Origin of the sequence: Methylobacterium sp. J-088 (assembly GCF_022829295.1) — a bacterium.
In the GTDB taxonomy this organism is placed as follows: Bacteria; Pseudomonadota; Alphaproteobacteria; order Rhizobiales; family Beijerinckiaceae; genus Methylobacterium.
This window is the reverse complement of sequence record NZ_JAKSYH010000163.1, coordinates 1-3,334: the sequence shown is the minus strand read 5'-3', so window position 1 is coordinate 3,334 and position 3,334 is coordinate 1. Positions and strand designations below refer to the sequence as shown.

Here is a 3,334-nt window from a genome sequence, read left to right as displayed (position 1 = left end):
CGCGGCCCCACCAGGCCTCAGGATTTTCAGCAGCCTCTTCCTTGCCGGGAAGGGGCTGTTGGCTTTTCAGGGTCTATCTCGCGGCGATGGTCTCCTGAATTGCCGGCTCTCGACTCGCCAAGGCGGGCCAGGCCGGAACAGCCCATGTCGGCCGGGCGGCCCGGTTAAGTCAACGCTGACAGCTCGTGGTCGACATCGATCCGGCCAACGCTATGGTGCTGCGACGTGCGGACGGTGATGGAGCCGGGTCGCAGCACCAACGCGAGCCAGCCTGCTAATGCGCTTCTCAACCGTTCTCGTCTGCCTGTCTGTCAGCGCCATGTTGCCTTGCGCCGCCATAGCTCAGCCGGCTGCCGCAGCCGCGCCAGATCCGGCTCTGATGAAGGTCGCACGCGAGACGGTCGCGCAGATGCAAGGCGATCGCGCCGCGACGCTAAGTGCCATGGCTGGCCCCATGGTCGGCATGATGCAGCAGATCGGCATCAAGGAGCCCGACAAGGCGCAGGTGTTGGTCCAGGAAGTCGTGCTACCGACCCTGACTGCGCACTACGACGAACTCCTCGATATCCAGGCCCGTGGCTTCGCTACGGTGCTTGGCAAGGACGACCTTCAGGCGATCGCGGCGTTCTACGCCACCCCCGCCGGCAAGCACCTCGCAGCCGCCCAGCCGCAGCTTGCGCAGGTACAGCTGACGGGCATGCAGCAGTGGATGCAGTCGGTGATGCCCGAGATGCAGGGCAAGATCGTCAAAGCGGTTCAAGCGCATGGCTGGGCAGCCGGCAGTCAGCCGAAGCCACGCTGAACATAGTCAGGCCAGCCTTGGGGATGATCAGCGCGACATGCCGGCCGGACCTTCGACCCTCCCGGACCTGCGCAAGGCGGGCATCATCACTAGCCAGGAGATCGTAGCAGCTATCGACCTCTACCTGCGGGACCCGGCGGCCGGCCCCTACCGGTTTGCCAGCGGGCACAGCATCGATATCACGGCTCTGGTGAATGCTACACCGGCTTTCGGAGCGGTAGACCGCTCAGGCCCCCAGGAGAAGGCGTTCCGGACCGTGCTGGCGGCCGCTGTGATGTCAGCGCATCCAATTATGCCTTGATCCCTTTGTGGCGCGGCTCGACCATAGCTCGCTCCTGCCGAAAGTCACTTCCGCACACTGGGGGCACAATCCACCTGAGAATGGTTGACGATCAGGAGGAACGCTCGATGCAGTTGTTCTGGTTGTTTGCGGTCATGGCTGTCGTCGGATTGGGGGCACTCGTATTCGGAACACGTGTTGTTGAGATCGGCGGGGTCACCCACCCCTCAAACTGGCACGCGAAGTGAGGATCTGGCGGCGCGGGCAGGTTCGAAGGCGTTGCCAGGCTTACTACTTCAGTCCGTTAAGTGGCTGCTGCATCCGCGAATGTGGACGTCCACCTGGACCAGGTTCTTAGACGCCGCCTCAGTGTGTCAGACGTGGACAGCTGCAACATTTCCAGTGACTTGCCTGCTGCCAACCGCAACAATCCATCCTATGACGAGGTTTATCTTCTACACCGGTCATAGGAAGGCAGACGACCTTTCGCTGCTATAGTCCCATGCAAGATGCGCTGATCCGCAAGCTCGAAAGCTTCGAGGAACTGAGCGACGCCGACCGCGCCGCGCTGCGGGCGTTTGTGCCACGGGTGCGGAATGTGTCAGCGCGGACGGACCTGATCTCGCAAGGCGACACGCCCAGCGACGTTCATCTCATCCTCGACGGCTACGCATGCCGCTACAAGATGCTCCCGGACGGTCAGCGCCAGATCATGGCCTTCTTCGTGCCGGGCGACTTCTGCGACCTGAACGTGTTCATCCTCGACCAGATGGATCACTCCATCGGCACGATCTCGCCTTGCAAAACGGTCGAGATCCCCCGGGCCGCCATCGAGGAGATCACGGCGCACCACCCGCAGGTGACGCGGGCCCTGATGTGGTGCGCCCTCGTGGACGAGGCCGTGCTGCGCGAGTGGCTGGTCAACATCGGCAGCCGTCAAGCCGATCAGCGGATCGCCCACCTGTTCTGCGAGTTGCTGCAACGCCTGGAAGCCGTGGGGCGTGTCACCGACAACAGCTACGCGTTCCCGTTCACCCAGACCGATGTCGCCGACACGATGGGCCTGTCGGACGTGCAGGTCAGCCGCACGCTGCGGGCGTTGCGGGGGCTCAACCTCATCACGCTGAAGCACCGGGTCCTGACGATCCTCGATGTCGAGCAGCTCAAGGCGTACTGCGGGTTCAATCCCAACTACCTCCACCTCAAGAACGCGCGCTGGAGTGGCCGCCGGCAGGTGCCGTGGCTGAGCAGCGTCCAGGGTGGGTAGCGGTGGCGGCTCAGGACAACGTCGAGCCCCTGGTCGTCCTCCAGCCCATCTCCGTCGACACGCGCAGCCCGGATCAAACCGGCATGCTGGTGCTGGTCAACGGGCTACTCGTGGCGGTGCTCGTCCGTTTGGACGCGCCGGAGCACGAGCGGCCTGGGGCTTGGTTCATGGAGGTCGGATTAGGGCGGCTCGCCGGTGTGCGCGCGCCGACGTTCGACACCCTTGAAGAGGCAACGCGTTGGATGCGGCGGCGCGTGCGAGGGTATGCGTGCTGAGAAGCCGTGGGACAGGCTCAGCGATCGGCGATTACGCCGTTCGCGTATACGCGCCTTCCGCAGCCGGACCGCAGATCAAGCTTCGCCGGAGACGCTACTTATGTTGGTAGTGATCTCATGATCCCGTCTTATGGTGGCTTTATCGCGGTCCTACCCTCCGGCATTCCGCGCTTGTGAGACCCTGTGTGCTCCCGCCCATCTCGTGCGGAGAGACCATGCCTCGCTACTTCTTCGACATCCACGACGGCCGCATTGACCGCGATGAGGATGGCATCGAATGCGCCGACCTCCAGGCTGCCGTGCTGCAAGCCAAGAAGGCGGTTTCATCGATCGCGGCCATTGAGGTGCCGAAGGACGGTGAACGCCAGGCCATCACGGTGCTGGTGACCGACGAGACAGGCCAAGCCGTCTACTTGGCGGCTATGACATACACGGGGACGTGGTTGAGCCGGTAGCAGCGCACTCAGGATCGCCCGCACCTCCGCGACGTGCTCGGGCTCGGGGATACCCGGCAGCAGGACAGCGATGGCCTTGTGGCCGTTCAGCGGATCAAACCCGCCACCCGCAGCTCGCGCTCGACAGCCTCGTGAAGTGCCCTTAGCGGATCATCGTTGCCGGCATTCGGCGGTTGGATCTCCGGCATCGGGGCGGGCGGTGTATCGAAGGAAGCGCGCGCTTCGCCGACCTGGGCCTTATTCAGCCCAGGTCGC

The 3,334-nt window shown here is 63.9% G+C and carries 5 protein-coding genes; all 5 read left to right on the top strand.

Annotated features, from left to right (window positions below):
- Nucleotides 1–379: 379 nt before the first annotated feature.
- The 5 genes from MKK63_RS17980 to MKK63_RS17960 all read left to right on the top strand — a co-directional run bounded on the left by MKK63_RS17980 (nt 380) and on the right by MKK63_RS17960 (nt 3,079).
- The gene (locus MKK63_RS17980; protein WP_244004160.1) at nt 380–802 is read left to right on the top strand and encodes a DUF2059 domain-containing protein; all 423 of its coding nucleotides are present in this window, start codon (nt 380–382) and stop codon (nt 800–802) included.
- A gap of 37 nt (nt 803–839) precedes the next feature.
- On the top strand, nt 840–1,103 hold the full coding sequence (locus tag MKK63_RS17975) for a hypothetical protein (RefSeq protein WP_244004158.1): 264 nt from the start codon (nt 840–842) through the stop codon (nt 1,101–1,103).
- A gap of 481 nt (nt 1,104–1,584) precedes the next feature.
- The gene (locus MKK63_RS17970) at nt 1,585–2,349 is read left to right on the top strand and encodes a Crp/Fnr family transcriptional regulator (protein ID WP_244004156.1); all 765 of its coding nucleotides are present in this window, start codon (nt 1,585–1,587) and stop codon (nt 2,347–2,349) included.
- Between the two features lie 2 nt (nt 2,350–2,351).
- Nucleotides 2,352–2,624: a hypothetical protein gene (locus MKK63_RS17965; RefSeq protein WP_243922457.1), complete on the top strand. Its 273-nt coding sequence runs from the start codon at nt 2,352–2,354 to the stop codon at nt 2,622–2,624.
- 215 nt (nt 2,625–2,839) lie between these two features.
- Nucleotides 2,840–3,079: a DUF6894 family protein gene (locus MKK63_RS17960; RefSeq protein ID WP_244004154.1), complete on the top strand. Its 240-nt coding sequence runs from the start codon at nt 2,840–2,842 to the stop codon at nt 3,077–3,079.
- Nucleotides 3,080–3,334: the final 255 nt, after the last annotated feature.

Bases quoted from the DNA above. Each gene is read 5' to 3' on its own strand.
- MKK63_RS17980 (WP_244004160.1), top strand. From the start codon at position 380: ATGAAGGTCGCACGCGAGACGGTCGCGCAGATGCAAGGCGATCGCGCC.
- MKK63_RS17975 (WP_244004158.1), top strand. From the start codon at position 840: ATGCCGGCCGGACCTTCGACCCTCCCGGACCTGCGCAAGGCGGGCATC.
- MKK63_RS17970 (WP_244004156.1), top strand. From the start codon at position 1,585: ATGCAAGATGCGCTGATCCGCAAGCTCGAAAGCTTCGAGGAACTGAGC.
- MKK63_RS17960 (WP_244004154.1), top strand. From the start codon at position 2,840: ATGCCTCGCTACTTCTTCGACATCCACGACGGCCGCATTGACCGCGAT.